We start from the raw sequence: 597 nt of genomic DNA on the forward strand, positions 1-597 counted from the left end.
CCCTAAGTATTCATAAGGGAAAATGTCTGGGGCAGATCAAACTTGGTGGAAATTGCGAGCTAATAGCTATCATCATGAATAAGACTTGTCTCATGTAAAAGGATTTTGGTCAAAAATCACATGATATTGAAAGGGAAATAATGACGCCGATTTTGAAAAATGATAGCAGTTTCAATTCAACCGTTAGCCAAGTCGCGAACCCCCTTTTTCCAAGGGTTAAGGTTTCGGCTTTAATCACTTAGGTGGTATAATATATAGGTATGTAATTGTGTACTTTAAAAGGAAGAGAGGTTCATGATGATAAACCAATTTGATTTAGTTTCGGAATATGAACCGAGTGGTGACCAACCGGAAGCCATTAGAAGAATTGTGGAACAAGTGGAGGCTGGCGATAAGGCACAAGTCTTACTAGGTGGTACGGGGACTGGGAAGACATTCACTATGGCCAATGTGATCGCCCAAACCAACCGACCAACTTTGGTTTTAGCTCATAATAAGACACTTGCTGGGCAGTTATATGGTGAATTAAAGGAATTCTTCCCGAATAATGCGGTGGAGTATTTCGTATCTTACTACGACTACTACCAACCGGAAGCC

At 40.7% G+C, this 597-nt stretch carries 1 protein-coding gene; it reads left to right on the plus strand.

Features of this window, described 5'->3' with window-relative positions:
* Window positions 1–294 precede the first annotated feature (294 nt).
* Window positions 295–597 (plus strand): DEAD/DEAH box helicase family protein (locus ACRCJ0_RS18530; RefSeq protein WP_431391648.1); only part of this gene is annotated, 303 nt, incomplete at its 3' end.

The organism is Aerococcus sp. L_32, from assembly GCF_050689315.1.